Annotated in this window: 11 protein-coding genes; 9 read left to right on the top strand and 2 right to left on the bottom strand. The window is 60.9% G+C overall.

The annotated features are described in order from the left end of the window. Positions 1–8: 8 nt before the first annotated feature. The 4 genes from ACSPX5_RS00525 (at position 9) to ACSPX5_RS00510 (ending at position 5788) form a co-directional block, all read left to right on the top strand. Positions 9–2711, top strand: coding sequence for a [protein-PII] uridylyltransferase (locus ACSPX5_RS00525; protein WP_169429059.1), 2703 nt, complete (start codon positions 9–11; stop codon positions 2709–2711). Positions 2712–2754: 43 nt separating this feature from the next. After that, entirely contained in the window at positions 2755–3954 is a 1200-nt protein-coding gene (dapC, locus tag ACSPX5_RS00520) for a succinyldiaminopimelate transaminase (RefSeq protein ID WP_439820763.1), read from the top strand. 168 nt (positions 3955–4122) lie between these two features. Beyond that, on the top strand, positions 4123–4854 hold the full coding sequence (locus ACSPX5_RS00515) for a M12 family metallopeptidase (protein WP_169429058.1): 732 nt from the start codon (positions 4123–4125) through the stop codon (positions 4852–4854). Positions 4855–5035: 181 nt separating this feature from the next. Next, positions 5036–5788, top strand: a complete 753-nt coding sequence (locus ACSPX5_RS00510; RefSeq protein ID WP_439820762.1) for a hypothetical protein — start codon at positions 5036–5038, stop codon at positions 5786–5788. A gap of 23 nt (positions 5789–5811) precedes the next feature. Here ACSPX5_RS00510 and ACSPX5_RS00505 read toward each other — a convergent pair whose 3' ends face one another. Then, on the bottom strand, positions 5812–7443 hold the full coding sequence (locus ACSPX5_RS00505) for a Na+/H+ antiporter (protein WP_439820761.1): 1632 nt from the start codon (positions 7441–7443) through the stop codon (positions 5812–5814). 183 nt (positions 7444–7626) lie between these two features. On the opposite strand from ACSPX5_RS00505, the gene ACSPX5_RS00500 reads away from it, so the two are divergent. The 4 genes from ACSPX5_RS00500 (at position 7627) to ACSPX5_RS00485 (ending at position 10810) form a co-directional block, all read left to right on the top strand. Continuing rightward, complete coding sequence (locus ACSPX5_RS00500; RefSeq protein WP_003222107.1) at positions 7627–7989, top strand: ArsC family reductase; 363 nt, start codon at positions 7627–7629, stop codon at positions 7987–7989. 31 nt (positions 7990–8020) lie between these two features. Further along, positions 8021–9055: a 2,3,4,5-tetrahydropyridine-2,6-dicarboxylate N-succinyltransferase gene (gene dapD / locus ACSPX5_RS00495; protein WP_169429055.1), complete on the top strand. Its 1035-nt coding sequence runs from the start codon at positions 8021–8023 to the stop codon at positions 9053–9055. 148 nt (positions 9056–9203) lie between these two features. Beyond that, on the top strand, positions 9204–10409 hold the full coding sequence (locus ACSPX5_RS00490) for an aminotransferase class V-fold PLP-dependent enzyme (RefSeq protein ID WP_439820760.1): 1206 nt from the start codon (positions 9204–9206) through the stop codon (positions 10407–10409). Next, entirely contained in the window at positions 10406–10810 is a 405-nt protein-coding gene (locus tag ACSPX5_RS00485; RefSeq protein WP_439820759.1) for a SufE family protein, read from the top strand. The genes ACSPX5_RS00490 and ACSPX5_RS00485 overlap by 4 nt, the downstream gene beginning before the upstream one ends. A 25-nt stretch (positions 10811–10835) precedes the next feature. On the opposite strand, the gene tcdA is transcribed toward ACSPX5_RS00485, so the two are convergent. Continuing rightward, entirely contained in the window at positions 10836–11654 is an 819-nt protein-coding gene (tcdA, locus tag ACSPX5_RS00480) for a tRNA cyclic N6-threonylcarbamoyladenosine(37) synthase TcdA (protein ID WP_207866786.1), read from the bottom strand. A gap of 273 nt (positions 11655–11927) precedes the next feature. On the opposite strand from tcdA, the gene ACSPX5_RS00475 reads away from it, so the two are divergent. Further along, on the top strand, positions 11928–14519 hold the full coding sequence (locus tag ACSPX5_RS00475; protein WP_169429051.1) for a glycosyltransferase: 2592 nt from the start codon (positions 11928–11930) through the stop codon (positions 14517–14519). The last annotated feature ends 155 nt before the right edge of the window (positions 14520–14674 follow it).

Below are 14674 nucleotides of genomic sequence, written 5' to 3'. Positions count from 1 at the left end.
GCCAATCAATGCCGCAGGTGGATCCCGAACTCTTCGACCGCGGCCAGTTCCAGGCTGAACTGGCCCTGAAAGCGAGCCCTATCGCCGCGTTCAAGAAGGCGATCCGCCAGGCCCGCGAAGTGCTCGACGCACGTTTTCGTGCCGGCCGCGATATCCGGCGGCTGATCGAAGACCGGGCATGGTTCGTCGACAACATCCTGCAAAAGGCCTGGGACCAGTTCGACTGGAGCGAAGACGCCGACATCGCGCTGGTCGCGGTCGGCGGCTACGGTCGCGGTGAACTGCACCCCTATTCCGACATCGACCTGCTGATCCTGCTGGACAGCGCCGATCACGAAATCTTCCGCGATTCCATCGAACGTTTTCTGACGCTGCTGTGGGACATCGGCCTGGAAGTCGGTCAGAGCGTTCGGTCGGTCGACGAATGCGCCGAAGAGGCGCGTGCCGACCTGACGGTCGTCACCAACCTGATGGAAAGCCGCACCATCTGCGGCCCCGAGCGTTTGCGTCAGCGCATGCTCGACGTCACCAGCACCGCCCACATGTGGCCGAGCAAGGAATTCTTCCTGGCCAAGCGTGCCGAACAGAAGGCCCGTCACCACAAGTACAACGATACCGAATACAACCTGGAACCCAACGTCAAAGGCTCGCCCGGTGGTTTGCGGGATATCCAGACGATCCTTTGGGTCGCCCGTCGCCAGTACGGCACCCTGAACCTGCGCGCCCTGGCCGGCGAAGGCTTCCTGGTCGAGAGTGAAAACGCCCTGCTGGCGTCGTCCCAGGAGTTCCTGTGGAAAGTGCGCTACGCCCTGCACATGCTGGCCGGCCGCTCCGAAGATCGCCTGCTGTTCGATCACCAGCGCACCATCGCCGGGCTGCTGGGGTTTGAAGGCGACGACGCCAAACAGGCCGTCGAAAACTTCATGCAACAGTATTTCCGCGTCGTGATGAGCATTGCCCAGCTCAGCGACCTGATCATCCAGCACTTCGAGGAAGTCATCCTCGCCCCGGAAGACGAAGCGCCGCCGCAGCCGATCAACTCACGCTTCCAGCTGCACGACGGCTACATCGAGGCACGCAACGACAATGTGTTCCGCCGCACGCCGTTCGCCATGCTTGAGATCTTCGTGCTGATGGCCCAGCAGCCGGAGATCAAAGGTGTGCGCGCCGACACCATTCGTCTGTTGCGGGAAAACCGTCACCTGATCGACGACAACTTCCGCAACGACATCCGCAACACCAGCCTGTTCATCGAGCTGTTCAAGTGCAAGATCGGCATCCACCGCAACCTGCGGCGGATGAACCGCTATGGCATTCTCGGGCGCTACCTGCCGGAATTCGGTTTCATCGTCGGGCAGATGCAGCACGACCTGTTCCACATCTATACGGTCGATGCGCATACGCTGAATCTGATCAAGCACCTGCGCAAGTTGCAGTACACCCAGGTGTCGGAGAAATTCCCGTTGGCCGCCAAGCTCATGGCCAAACTGCCGAAGCCTGAACTCATTTATATGGCTGGCCTGTATCACGACATCGGCAAGGGCCGGCATGGCGATCACTCGGAGATCGGCGCGGTCGATGCCGAGGCGTTCTGCCAGCGCCACCAACTGCCGGTGTGGGACAGCCGCCTGATTGTCTGGCTGGTGCAGAACCACCTGGTGATGTCGACCACCGCCCAGCGCAAGGACTTGTCGGACCCGCAGGTGATCCATGACTTCGCCCTGGCGGTCGGTGATGAGACTCGTCTGGATTACCTGTACGTGCTGACCGTGGCCGACATCAACGCGACCAACCCGACCCTGTGGAACTCCTGGCGCGCCAGCCTGCTGCGCCAGCTCTACACCGAGACCAAGCGCGCCCTGCGCCGCGGCCTGGAAAACCCGGTGGATCGCGAAGAGCAGATCCGCCAGACCCAGAGCGCAGCGCTGGATATTCTGGTGCGCGGCGGCACCGATCCGGACGACGTCGAGCAATTGTGGGCGCAACTGGGCGATGACTATTTCCTGCGCCATACCGCCGGCGATGTGGCCTGGCACAGCGATGCGATTCTCCAGCAGCCGGCCGACGGCGGGCCGCTGGTGCTGATCAAGGAAACCACCCAGCGCGAATTCGAGGGCGGTACGCAGATCTTCATTTATGCCCCGGACCAGCACGATTTCTTTGCCGTGACCGTGGCCGCGATGGACCAGCTCAACCTGAACATTCACGACGCCCGGGTCATCACCTCCAGCAGCCAGTTCACCCTCGACACCTATATCGTGCTCGACACCGATGGCGATTCGATCGGCGACAATCCACTGCGGATCAAGCAGATCCGCGACGGTCTGACCGAAGCTCTGCGCAACCCGGACGACTACCCGACGATCATCCAGCGCCGGGTGCCGCGCCAGCTCAAGCACTTTGCCTTTGCGCCGCAGGTGACGATCCACAACGACGCCCAGCGTCCGGTGACCGTGCTCGAACTCACCGCCCCCGATCGTCCGGGCCTGCTGGCACGGATCGGCGGGATTTTCCTGGAGTTCGACCTGTCGCTGCAGAACGCCAAGATCGCCACGCTGGGCGAGCGGGTGGAAGACGTGTTCTTCATCACCGACGCCCACAATCAGCCGCTGTCCGACCCGCTGCTGTGCAGCCGTTTGCAGGATGCCATCGTCGAGCAGCTCAGTGTCAATCAGGAACCCGATATCAACCTGTCGCGCATCAGCATTTGACTGAGCGCCCGGATTCAACCGCTTTGCACGAGATCCCGCACCGATGAACAACGCTCTGACCCAGTTGCAGCCCTACCCGTTCGAAAAGCTCCGCGCCCTGCTCGGCAGCGTCACGCCGAACCCGGACAAGCGCCCGATCGCGCTGTCCATCGGCGAGCCGAAACACCGCTCGCCAGGCTTTGTCGCCGAGGCGCTGGCGAACAATCTGGATCAGATGGCGGTGTACCCGACCACCCTTGGCATTCCGGCCCTGCGCGAAGCCATTGCCGCCTGGTGCGAACGTCGCTTCAACGTGCCGAGCGGCTGGATCGACCCGGCGCGCAACGTGCTGCCGGTCAACGGCACCCGTGAAGCGCTGTTCGCTTTCACCCAGACCGTGGTCAACCGCGGCGACGATGCGTTGGTGGTCAGCCCGAACCCGTTCTATCAGATCTACGAAGGCGCAGCGTTCCTCGCCGGTGCCAAACCGCACTACCTGCCATGCCTGGACGAGAACGGCTTCAACCCGGACTTCGACGCGGTTTCGCCGGACATCTGGAAGCGCTGCCAGATCCTGTTCCTGTGCTCGCCGGGCAACCCGACCGGCGCGCTGATTCCGGTCGACGTGCTGAAAAAACTGATCACCCTGGCCGACGAATACGACTTTGTGATCGCCGCCGACGAGTGCTACAGCGAGCTGTACTTCGACGAACAGACCCCGCCGCCGGGCCTGCTCAGCGCTTGCGCCGAACTGGGTCGCAAGGACTTCAAACGCTGCGTGGTGTTCCACAGCCTGTCCAAGCGTTCGAACCTGCCGGGCCTGCGCTCCGGTTTTGTTGCCGGCGATGCCGACATCCTCAAGGGCTTCCTGCTGTATCGCACCTACCACGGCTGCGCGATGCCGGTTCAGACGCAACTGGCCAGTGTTGCCGCATGGAACGACGAAGTGCATGTACGTGCCAACCGTGCCCTGTATCGGGAGAAGTTCGATGCCGTGCTGGCGATCCTCAGCCCCGTGATGGATGTACAGCGTCCGGATGGCAGCTTCTACCTGTGGCCAAACGTGCAAGGTGATGACGCAGCATTCTGCCGTGATCTGTTTGCCGAGGAACATGTAACTGTGGTGCCGGGTTCGTACCTGTCCCGGGATGTCGACGGGGTCAACCCCGGTGCCGGCCGCGTGCGCATGGCGCTGGTCGCGCCGCTGGCGGAGTGTGTGGAAGCGGCCGAACGCATCCGCGATTTCGTCCTGCGTCACAAGTAATGGCTGAACGTCCGTGCCGGGCAATCCGGCACGGGCACTTCATACATCAGGTTACAGATCCTCCAACTATTTACTCCACTTCCCTGTCGGCCAGACGTTAGTCTTGAACTGCGCACAATCGCGCGCTCAACTGCATTCAAAACTTTAAACTTCAAGGAAGAAGTCGACATGGACACTCTATTGGATTGCCAGCTCGTTCAGTGGCCCGATGATCAAGCCGCCTACACCGCAGCCATCAATGAAAACCCCGCCAATGCCGGTACAAGTTCCGGTACTCGACGTAAACGCTCCATCGTTCACTATTCAAAACTCTGGGCCAACGGGCGAACCCTGAAAGTGGCTTTCATGGATTCACCGGATGCCGACCACAAACAAAAGATTATCGCGGCTGCCAGCCAATGGTTACCGTACATCAACCTTAAATTTGAATTTGTCGATGATTTGAAAGGCGACATCCGGATCGCAACAAAAAACAATAACAACAGCTCGATGCTGGGCACTGACGCCTTGTTGATACACCCCGACCACCCCACCATGAATCTTGGAGTGAAGCCGCAGCACGAAGACTTCGAGGTCATCGTGATCCACGAATTCGGCCACGCACTGGGCGCGATGCATGAGCACCAGCACCCCAGGGCCAATATTCCGTGGGATAAGCCAAAAGTATACGAGTTCTATAAAACCCGTGAAATGAATCCCCTGACCGAAGAACAGGTGGACAGGAATCTGTTCGCATCTTTCGACACACTGGACGCGATCTACACTTCCTACGATCGAAAATCGATCATGCATCATCCTGTGGCAAATACATTGACTGTGGGCAACTGGGAAATACCGATCAATCGACGAATCAGTAAAAAAGACAAACGGCTCATGCGACTGCTTTACCCGAAACAATAAAAACACCTGTAGTACATCGTTCGCGAGGTGCAACACCTCGCGAACTTTCAACATCACGAAATACCCTTCAACTTCATTCATTCCGCACTCTACATTAACTTATGGCCGCCCCTGCCTTCCGGCTCAACCTGCCCGGAATAAACAGCAGCCCACTGAATCAATATAAGTACGGATAGATAACATGAACGCCACAACACTTTGCCTGACAGAAAAACCGGTGTCTTCCCACCGCGCCCATGAAGTTGCCATCGCCGAAAATCCTGCCAATGCAGGAAACTCGGTATCCGCTCGTAAAAAACGAGCCGTCGGGAAACACACTTACTTCTGGGCGCCAGGCCGGAGCTTGCGTATCGCCTTCCTGAGTGGGGATCAAGCATTCAAGGACGCCGTCAAAGCCGCGGCCAACAACTGGCTGCCCCATATCAACCTGACGTTCGATTTTGTAGAGGGTGAGTCAGGGGATATCCGTATCAGCAGCGAACCCGGCATTTACTGGTCGATGATCGGAACCAACGCGCTGCTGATCGACGAAGGCCCGACCATGCGGCTGTCGCCTGACTTGCGCACCCCGGCATTTTTCGCCGCCAATGTCATGCACGAGTTCGGACATGCGCTGGGGGCCGAACATGAGCACCTTCATCCGGCGTCAAACATTCCGTGGAACAAGCCTGCGGTTTACGCCGCGCACGGGGTGGCCGAAGACGCCGATGAGGGCGATTACGCACGTCGATCTGTCGATGAACGCTACTTCAACCTGCTCGACGCCAGCGATTTCGACTACACGCCTTACGATCCGAAGTCGATCATGCATTACGCCGTGCGCCAGAACTGGACCCTTGGCGACTTCAAGATTGATCTGAATCTGGTGCTCAGCGACAAGGACAAGGCGTTCATGGCGAAGGCCTATCCGTTCCCTGCGGCACAAACGGCGTAACCGCATGGGACAGGTCGACGCGATTATTTGACCTGCCCCAGATTCGCCTCACTCAAATCCAGCTCCCCCAACACTTCACGCAACACGTCATCGCCAATCTGGTGCTGACGACTCAGGCTGTACAACTCAAGGCGTTGCGCGCGCAGCGCTTTGAGGCGCAAACGGCGTTCGAGCAGATCCATCTGGAATGCCAGCGCCTGAGCTTCGGCCGAATCGTTGAACACCTCCAGTTGATGGCGATACTCGGACATGATCCGCGCCTTGAGCTCCGCCGACAACGCCGCTTGCGCAGCGTCCTGCGGGTTGACCTCTTCGATCTCCAGCGCATGAATCGCCGCTTCGGCGGTCTTGCGCCAGGCATCGTGGACTTCCTGGCGGCGCTTGTCGTCGGGGCTTTTCTGGATTCCGCGCAGCAGCAACGGCAAGGCGATGCAGGCTGCCACCAGCGACATCAGGATCACCCCGGCGGCGATGAAGATCAGCAGATCACGTTCCGGAAAGGCCTCGCTGCCCATCAGCATCGGCACCGACATCACGCCCGCCAGGGTGACTGCACCGCGCACCCCGCCGACGGTCAGCAGCCAGCAGGAACGAGCGGTCGGCACCTGCGTCAGCTCGCCCTTGCCGCGTAACCGCCGCAACAGCACCGACAGACGCCAGATGCTTTGGACCCAGATGAAGCGAAGCACCACCAGCGCCAGGAAAATAGCCATCACGTCGAGGCAGCGGTAAAGCAGCGTCGGCCACAACGACGTTTCGTGGCTGACCACCGCTTTGATGATGTCCGGCAATTGCAGGCCGAGCAGCAGGAAGATCAATCCGTTGAAGGCAAACTCCAGCAGCGACCACACGCTGCGATTGAGCAGGCGGGTGCTGGTCTGGCGCGGCAACAGATCAAGCCAGCTCTGCATCATCCCCGCTGCCACCGCCGAGAGAATGCCCGAGGCGCCGAGTCGCTCGGCCAATACGTAAGCGGCAAACGGCAGCAGCAACATGAACACCACATGAGTGGCGGGATCGTCCCAGCCCCGGGCGATCATCCAGGCGCGCAAGCGGCCCACCAGCCAGCTCAGTGCAACACCGACCGCCAGCCCGCCAACCGCCACCAGCACAAACGTCAGGCTCGCATTGGCCAGCGAGAATGCACCGGTGACCGCCGCCGCCAGCGCGAACTTGAAGGTCACCAGACCCGATGCATCATTCATCAACGCTTCGCCTTGCAGCATGTGCATCAACGGTGTCGGCAAGCGGTTCTGCGAAATCGCCGACACAGCCACGGCGTCGGTCGGCGACAGTACCGCCGCCAGCGCGAACGCCACCGGCAATGGAATCGTCGGCAGCAGCCAGTGAATGAAGTAGCCGGCACCGACCACGGTGAACAGCACCAACCCGACCGCCAGCGTCAGCACCGGCCCGCGCAGACGCCACAATTCGCGTTTGGGCATGCGCCAGCCATCAGAGAACAACAGCGGCGGCAGGAACAGAAACAGGAACAGTTCGGGATCCAGAGCCACATGCAGGCCAAGAGTCGGCCAGGCCAGCAAGGCTCCGGCGGCGATCTGCACCAATGGCAGCGGCAACGGGATGACCCGTCCGACCAGACGCGAGACGCTGACCAGCATCAGCAGGATCAGGACGGTATAAGCGGTTTGCATAAAGCGGAAATCCCGGACAATCGACAGCGTTGAACTGCCATATTAGCCGCTTAGGCTGTGCGTGACCGTTGCACCTATGTCGCAGCCCCCGTCCGGGAAATCAACCTCGGCCGCCGCGAAACGGTTTGGTCATGGCATAATCCGACACCATTTTTTTTCAGCACCTGTAAAGGGGGCGATTCCTTGACCGTTTCAAGCAAAACGTTGCACCTTTTCGGCATCAAAGCCTGCGACACCATGAAGAAGGCGCGCACCTGGCTCGATGAACACGCTGTCAGCTACGACTTCCACGATTACAAGACCGCCGGCATTGATCGCGAGCACCTGACCCAATGGTGCGACGAGCATGGCTGGCAAACGGTGTTGAACCGTGCGGGCACGACCTTTCGCAAACTCGACGACGAACGCAAAGCCGATCTCGACCAGTCGAAAGCCATCGAACTGATGCTCGCTCAACCCTCGATGATCAAGCGCCCGGTGCTCGATCTCGGTGACCGAACCCTGATTGGCTTCAAGCCAGATATCTACGCGGCCGCCCTCAAGTAAGCAGCCCGTCACTTTTTGTAGAGGTATTCACATGTCCAACTCTCTGTTCAGTATCGCCTTCGGCGTCGGCACCCAGAACCGTCAAGGCGCGTGGCTGGAAGTGTTCTACGCTCAGCCGCTGCTCAATCCATCGGCCGAACTGGTCGCTGCCGTTGCACCGATTCTCGGCTACACCGAAGGCAACCAGGCCATCACCTTCACCACCGCACAAGCCGCCCAACTGGCTGAAGCCGTGAAAGGCATCGATGCGGTACAGGGCAAGTTGCTGACCCGTCTGGCCGAAAGCCACAAGCCGCTGGTCGCCACCCTGCTGGCCGAAGACGCGCAACTGACTTCGACCCCTGAGGCGTACCTCAAACTGCACCTGCTGTCCCATCGTCTGGTCAAGCCTCACGGCGTAAGCCTGGCCGGGATCTTCCCGCTGCTGCCAAACGTGGCCTGGACCAGCCAGGGCGCGATCGACCTGAGCGAACTGGCCGAGCTGCAACTCGAAGCCCGTCTGCGCGGCGAGCTGCTGGAAGTGTTCTCGGTAGACAAGTTCCCGAAAATGACCGATTACGTGGTACCGGCCGGCGTGCGTATCGCTGACGCCGCACGTCTGCGTCTGGGTGCCTATGTGGGCGAAGGCACCACCGTGATGCACGAAGGTTTCGTCAACTTCAACGCCGGCACCGAAGGTCCGGGCATGATCGAAGGCCGCGTCTCCGCTGGCGTGTTTGTCGGCAAGGGTTCGGACCTGGGCGGCGGTTGCTCGACCATGGGCACCCTGTCGGGTGGCGGCAACATCGTGATCAAGGTAGGCGAAGGCTGCCTGATCGGCGCCAACGCCGGTATCGGTATCCCGTTGGGCGACCGCAACACCGTCGAGTCGGGCCTGTACGTGACGGCCGGCACCAAGGTGGCTCTGCTGGACGAGCACAACAACCTGGTCAAAGTGGTCAAGGCTCGTGAACTGGCCGGCCAGACTGACCTGCTGTTCCGTCGCAATTCGGAAACCGGTGCCGTGGAATGCAAAACCCACAAATCGGCGATCGAGTTGAACGAAGCGCTGCACGCTCACAACTAAGCGCCGCTGTGACCTCCTGTGGGAGCGGGCTTGCTCGCGAAGACGGTGTGTCAGTCACCCTTGATTTCGACTGACACGACGCATTCGCGAGCAAGCCCGCTCCCACAAGGTTCGGTGTATATCCGCCCAAGTTCACAGGGCTGAACAGATGATGATTCCCTCCCCCTGGCGCGCCGACTTCCCGGCCATCGCCGCCCTGCAACGGCAAGACCAGACCTATCTGGACAACGCCGCCACCACGCAAAAACCCCAGGCTCTGCTCGACGCGCTGGCGCATTACTACGCCAATGGCGCGGCCAACGTGCACCGTGCCCAGCACCTGCCCGGCGCCCACGCCACGCAGGCGTTCGAGGACAGTCGCCTGAAGGTTGCCCAGTGGCTGAATGCCGGTGACAGCGGGCAGATCATCTTCACCCACGGCGCCACCAGTGCGCTGAATCTGCTGGCCTATGGCCTGGAACCTCTTTTCCATCCGGGCGATGAAATTGTCATCAGCGCCCTGGAGCATCACGCCAATCTGCTGCCGTGGCAGCAACTGGCACAACGTCGCGACCTGAAACTGGTGATACTGCCGCTGGACGATGACGGCGTGATCGACCTCGCTGCTGCCGTTCACCTGATCGGCCCGCGCACCCGCTTGCTGGCGGTCAGCCAGTTGTCCAACGTGCTTGGCGCGTGGCAACCGTTGCCGGCCCTGCTGGCGATGGCCAAGGCACAAAATGCGTTGACCGTCGTCGATGGCGCTCAAGGCGTGGTCCACGGCCGGCATGACGTGCAGGCACTGGGTTGCGACTTTTACGTGTTTTCCAGCCACAAACTGTACGGCCCCGATGGCCTCGGCGTGCTGTTCGGGCGCAACAGCGCACTTGAGCAACTGCGGCCGTGGCAGTTCGGCGGCGAAATGGTACTGGAAGCCAATTATCACGAATCCCGTTTCCGCCCTGCTCCACTGGGTTTCGAAGCGGGCACGCCGCCGATTGCCAGCGTGATCGGCCTCGGTGCGACCCTCGACTATCTGGCCGGTCTGGATCAGGACGCGGTGGCCGCCCACGAAGCGGCGCTGCACGATTACCTGTTGCGTGGTCTCGCCGCCCGCAACGGCATTCGTCTGTTGGGCAAACCGCAACTGGCGCTGGCCAGTTTTGTCGTCGAAGGCGTACACAACGCCGATCTCGCGCACTTGCTGACCGAACAGGGCATCGCTGTACGTGCCGGGCACCACTGCGCGATGCCGCTGCTCAAGCGATTCGAACTGGCCGGGGCGATTCGCGTGTCGCTGGCGCTGTACAACGATTCCGAAGATCTGGAGCGTTTCTTTGAAGCGCTGGATCAGGCGCTGGAGCTATTGCGATGAGCCTGCCGGTCGAGGCCGCCGAAGCGCTGCAAACGTTTCAGAACGCCGCGGGCTGGGAACAGCGGGCGCGGCTGTTGATGCAGTTGGGTGATCGCCTGCCGCCGTTGAGCGATGCGGACAAATGCGAGGCCAACCGCGTGCACGGCTGTGAAAGTCAGGTGTGGCTGGTTGGCGAATTGCGCGACGGTCTCTGGCAGTTCGCGGCGAGCAGCGATGCGCGGATGATTCGCGGATTGGTGGCGTTGCTGCTGTTGCGGGTCAACGGCTTGTCTGCCGCTGAGTTGCAGCAAATCGATCTGCCGGACTGGTTCAATCAACTGGGGCTGTCGCGGCAGTTGTCGCCGTCGCGCAGCAACGGCTTGAATGCCGTGCTGCAGCGGATGAACGAGCTGGCGCAGTAAAAGGGCTGCTGCGCAGCCCTGGGCTTCAGGCCTGAGGCTTGACCCGATCCGCCGGGCGCCGAACGCCCGCCACAATCTTTTCCACGGCCTTGGTCGCCGCGACCATGCCGAACGTCGCCGTCACCATCATCACCGCGCCAAACCCGCCGGCGCAGTCCAGCTTCACGCCATCGCCGACAAAACTCTTCTGCAGGCAGATGCTGCCGTCCGGTTTCGGGTAACGCAATTGTTCGGTGGAGAACACGCACGGCACGCTGTAGTGACGGGTCACAGTGCGCGAGAAGCCGTAATCGCGACGCAGAGTGGAGCGCACTTTCGAGGCCAGTGGATCATTGAACGTACGGTTGAGGTCGCAGACCTGAATCAGCGTCGGATCGATCTGCCCGCCAGCGCCGCCGGTGGTGATGATCTGGATCTTGCGGCGCTTGCACCAGGCGATCAGCGCGGCTTTTGCGTTGACGGCGTCGATGCAGTCGATCACGCAGTCGATGTTCGGCGTGATGTATTCGGCCATGGTGTCGCGGGTGACGAAATCCGCCACAGCATGCACCTTGCAGTCCGGGTTGATCCCGCGCAGACGCTCGGCCATCACCTCGACCTTGGGTTTGCCGACCGTGCTGTCCAGCGCGTGCAACTGGCGGTTGGCGTTGCTGACGCAGACGTCGTCGAGGTCGAACAGCGAAATCTCGCCGACCCCGCAACGGGCCATGGCTTCCGCCGCCCAGGAACCGACGCCGCCAACGCCGACAATCGCCACATGGGCTGCACGCAGGCGCTCGAGGCCCTCGATGCCATACAAGCGGGCGATGCCTGCAAACCGCGGATCTTCTGTACTCATGACCATTACCCCAAAAACCGGCGCGCATTATAGGGCCGTCGGCGGCCAAGAGCACCTTTGCGCTATGAACGGCGAACCTGCCTGCTTTAATTAAAGCTGCACGTAACAAAGATTTGCCTTACATGCTGAAACGAAAGAACTTAAGTCGGGTTGGATTGCCCAACGTCCGGCATTTCCCTGTCTGTTGTAGGACTCGGCGAACTGCCGGTGTAGGATGCGCGCCCTCAGGCGTCAACCAGCCGACCCTTCGTTCCACAGACCTTGGAACCCGACACAGCTATGTCATCGCGTAAATTTGGACTCAACCTGGTGGTGGTTCTGGCAATCGCCGCCCTGTTCACCGGTTTCTGGGCGCTGATCAACCGCCCCGTCTCCGCGCCGAACTGGCCGGAGCAGATCTCCGGTTTCTCCTATTCACCGTTCCAGCAAGGACAGTTCCCGCAGAAGGATCAGTATCCGTCCGACGATGAAATGCGCCGCGACCTGGAGATCATGAGCAAGCTGACGGACAACATCCGCATCTACTCGGTCGACGGCTCCCTGCAGGACATCCCGAAACTGGCCGAAGAATTCGGCCTGCGCGTGACGCTGGGGATCTGGATCAGCCCTGACCAGGAGCGCAACGAGCGGGAAATCACCCGCGCCATCGAACTGGCCAACACTTCGCGCAGTGTGGTTCGCGTAGTGGTCGGTAACGAAGCGATCTTCCGCAAGGAAATCACTGCCCAGGAACTCAGCGTGCTGCTCGACCGCGTGCGCGCGGCCGTGAAAGTACCGGTGACCACCTCCGAACAGTGGCACGTCTGGGAAGAGCACCCGGAGCTGGCCAAGCACGTCGACCTGATCGCCGCGCACGTTCTGCCTTACTGGGAATTCATTCCAGTGGACAAGGCCGGGCAGTTCGTTTTCGACCGCGCCCGCGACCTGAAAAAGATGTTCCCGAAAAAACCGCTGCTGCTGTCCGAAGTGGGCTGGCCGAGCAACGGCCGCATGCGCGGTGGTGCCGATGCGTCGCCGGCGGATCAGGCCATCTACCTGCGCACGCTGGTCAACAAACTCAACCGTCAGGGCTTCAACTACTTCGTGATCGAAGCGTTCGACCAGCCGTGGAAGGCCAGCGACGAAGGTTCGGTCGGCGCCTACTGGGGCGTGTTCAACGCCGCGCGCCAGCAGAAATTCAACTTCGAAGGCCCGGTGGTGGCGATCCCGCAATGGCGCGTGCTGGCCATTGGCTCGGTAGTGCTGGCGCTGTTGTCGCTGACCCTGCTGATGATCGACGGCTCGGCCCTGCGCCAGCGCGGTCGTACCTTCCTGACCTTTATCGCGTTCCTGTGTGGTTCGGTGCTGGTGTGGATCGGTTACGACTACAGCCAGCAATACAGCACGTGGTTCAGCCTGACGGTGGGCTTCCTGCTGGCGCTCGGTGCGCTCGGGGTATTCATCGTGTTGCTGACCGAGGCTCACGAACTGGCCGAGGCGGTGTGGATTCACAAGCGTCGCCGTGAATTCCTGCCGGTGGTCGGCGACTCGAACTACCGCCCGAAGGTCTCGATTCACGTGCCTTGCTACAACGAGCCGCCGGAGATGGTCAAACAGACCCTCGACGCCCTGGCCAACCTCGACTATCCGGACTTCGAAGTCCTGATCATCGACAACAACACCAAGGACCCGGCGGTCTGGGAACCGGTGCGCGACTACTGCGAAACCCTCGGTCCACGCTTCAAGTTCTTCCACGTCTCGCCCCTGGCCGGTTTCAAGGGCGGCGCGCTGAACTACCTGATCCCGCACACCGCCAAGGACGCCGAAGTGATCGCGGTGATCGACTCCGACTACTGCGTGCACCCGAACTGGCTCAAACACATGGTGCCGCACTTCGCCGACCCGAAAATCGCCGTGGTGCAGTCGCCGCAGGATTACCGCGACCAGAACGAAAGCACCTTCAAGAAACTCTGCTACGCCGAATACAAAGGTTTCTTCCACATCGGCATGGTCACCCGCAACGACCGCGACGCGATCATCCAGCACGGCACCATGACCATGACCCGTCGCTCGGTTCTGGAAGAACTGGGCTGGGCCGACTGGTGCATCTGTGAAGACGCCGAACTCGGACTTCGCGTGTTCGAGAAAGGCCTGTCGGCTGCGTATTACCACGACAGTTACGGCAAGGGTCTGATGCCGGACACCTTCATCGACTTCAAGAAGCAGCGTTTCCGCTGGGCCTACGGTGCGATCCAGATCATCAAGCGTCACACCCGCAGCCTGCTGCGCGGCAAGGACACCGAGCTGACTCGCGGCCAGCGTTACCACTTCCTCGCGGGCTGGCTGCCGTGGGTGGCGGACGGCATGAACATCTTCTTCACCGTCGGCGCGCTGTTGTGGTCGGCGGCGATGATCATCGTGCCGCAACGGGTCGATCCGCCGCTGCTGATCTTCGCGATCCCGCCGCTGGCGCTGTTCGTGTTCAAGGTCGGCAAGATCATCTTCCTCTACCGTCGCGCCGTGGGCGTGAACCTCAAGGATGCATTCTGCGCGGCACTGGCCGGTCTGGCGTTGTCGCACACCATCGCCAAAGCGGTGCTGTACGGCTTCTTCACCAGCAGCATTCCGTTCTTCCGCACCCCGAAAAACGCCGACAACCATGGCTTCTGGGTGGCGATTTCCGAGGCCCGGGAAGAGCTGTTCATCATGCTGCTGTTGTGGGGCGCGGCGCTGGGGATCTTCCTGGTGCAGGGCATTCCGAGCAACGACATGCGCTTCTGGGTGGCCATGCTGCTGGTGCAGTCGCTGCCATACGTAGCGGCGCTGATCATGGCGTTCCTGTCGTCGCTGCCAAAACCTTCGGCGACGCCTGAACCGGCACCTGTCGTCTAATTCCTCGACGAAGCACTAAACGGCGGCCAATGGTCGCCGTTTTGCTTTAAGATAACCGCCATTTTGCAGGGCCGAGGCCCCAATGGCCTGCCCCTAGACCTGTGGGAGCGAGCCTGCTCGCGATGAGTCCGTCACATTCAGCACTTATGTTGAAC

Origin of the sequence: Pseudomonas sp. HLG18 (assembly GCF_051903985.1) — a bacterium.
GTDB lineage: Bacteria > Pseudomonadota > Gammaproteobacteria > Pseudomonadales > Pseudomonadaceae > Aquipseudomonas > Aquipseudomonas fluorescens_BT.
The sequence above is the reverse complement of the archived record's forward strand: the minus strand, read 5'-3'. Positions and strand labels throughout refer to the sequence as shown.

Coding starts and splice junctions, on each gene's coding strand:
- dapD (WP_169429055.1), top strand. CDS start 8,021: ATGTCCAACTCTCTGTTCAGTATCGCCTTCGGCGTCGGCACCCAGAAC.
- tcdA (WP_207866786.1), bottom strand. CDS start 11,654: ATGGTCATGAGTACAGAAGATCCGCGGTTTGCAGGCATCGCCCGCTTG.
- ACSPX5_RS00525 (WP_169429059.1), top strand. CDS start 9: ATGCCGCAGGTGGATCCCGAACTCTTCGACCGCGGCCAGTTCCAGGCT.
- ACSPX5_RS00515 (WP_169429058.1), top strand. CDS start 4,123: ATGGACACTCTATTGGATTGCCAGCTCGTTCAGTGGCCCGATGATCAA.
- dapC (WP_439820763.1), top strand. CDS start 2,755: ATGAACAACGCTCTGACCCAGTTGCAGCCCTACCCGTTCGAAAAGCTC.
- ACSPX5_RS00485 (WP_439820759.1), top strand. CDS start 10,406: ATGAGCCTGCCGGTCGAGGCCGCCGAAGCGCTGCAAACGTTTCAGAAC.
- ACSPX5_RS00475 (WP_169429051.1), top strand. CDS start 11,928: ATGTCATCGCGTAAATTTGGACTCAACCTGGTGGTGGTTCTGGCAATC.
- ACSPX5_RS00490 (WP_439820760.1), top strand. CDS start 9,204: ATGATGATTCCCTCCCCCTGGCGCGCCGACTTCCCGGCCATCGCCGCC.
- ACSPX5_RS00505 (WP_439820761.1), bottom strand. CDS start 7,443: ATGCAAACCGCTTATACCGTCCTGATCCTGCTGATGCTGGTCAGCGTC.
- ACSPX5_RS00510 (WP_439820762.1), top strand. CDS start 5,036: ATGAACGCCACAACACTTTGCCTGACAGAAAAACCGGTGTCTTCCCAC.